This window comes from Candidatus Aquicultor secundus, assembly GCF_002791875.1.
GTDB classification, from domain to species: domain Bacteria; phylum Actinomycetota; class Aquicultoria; order Aquicultorales; family Aquicultoraceae; genus Aquicultor_A; species Aquicultor_A secundus.
This window is the reverse complement of the sequence record NZ_PFNG01000259.1, coordinates 11,803-12,091: the sequence shown is the minus strand read 5'-3', so window position 1 is coordinate 12,091 and position 289 is coordinate 11,803. Positions and strand designations below refer to the sequence as shown.

At 45.0% G+C, this 289-nt stretch carries 1 protein-coding gene; it reads right to left on the bottom strand.

The annotated features are described in order from the left end of the window. Window positions 1-289 (bottom strand): UPF0236 family transposase-like protein (locus tag COY37_RS11105; RefSeq protein WP_286977593.1); only part of this gene is annotated, 289 nt, incomplete at both ends.

The following is a 289-nucleotide window of genomic DNA, read 5'->3' as shown; positions in this document are numbered from 1 at the left end:
GTTGCTAAGACCGCACTCGCTTCTGCAAGCGTTGGGCTTATACGCTGGCTCTTACCGAGCCCCAGAGCCTCGTCAAGCAAGAACCGGTATGAGCCATTGTTGTTTCTATAGAGCCTTCGCTTAATCGTCAATCTGCCAAATAACATCTCTACCGTCTTTTCCCTAAACCCTACAACACGCAGATCTTTGTCCTTGTCTTTTAACAGTGTTTCGTCAATAACAGATATGATTTGTGAGAACAACCCGCTTGCTATCTTGCATGCAAACGCAAAAACTTCCTTTTCTATAC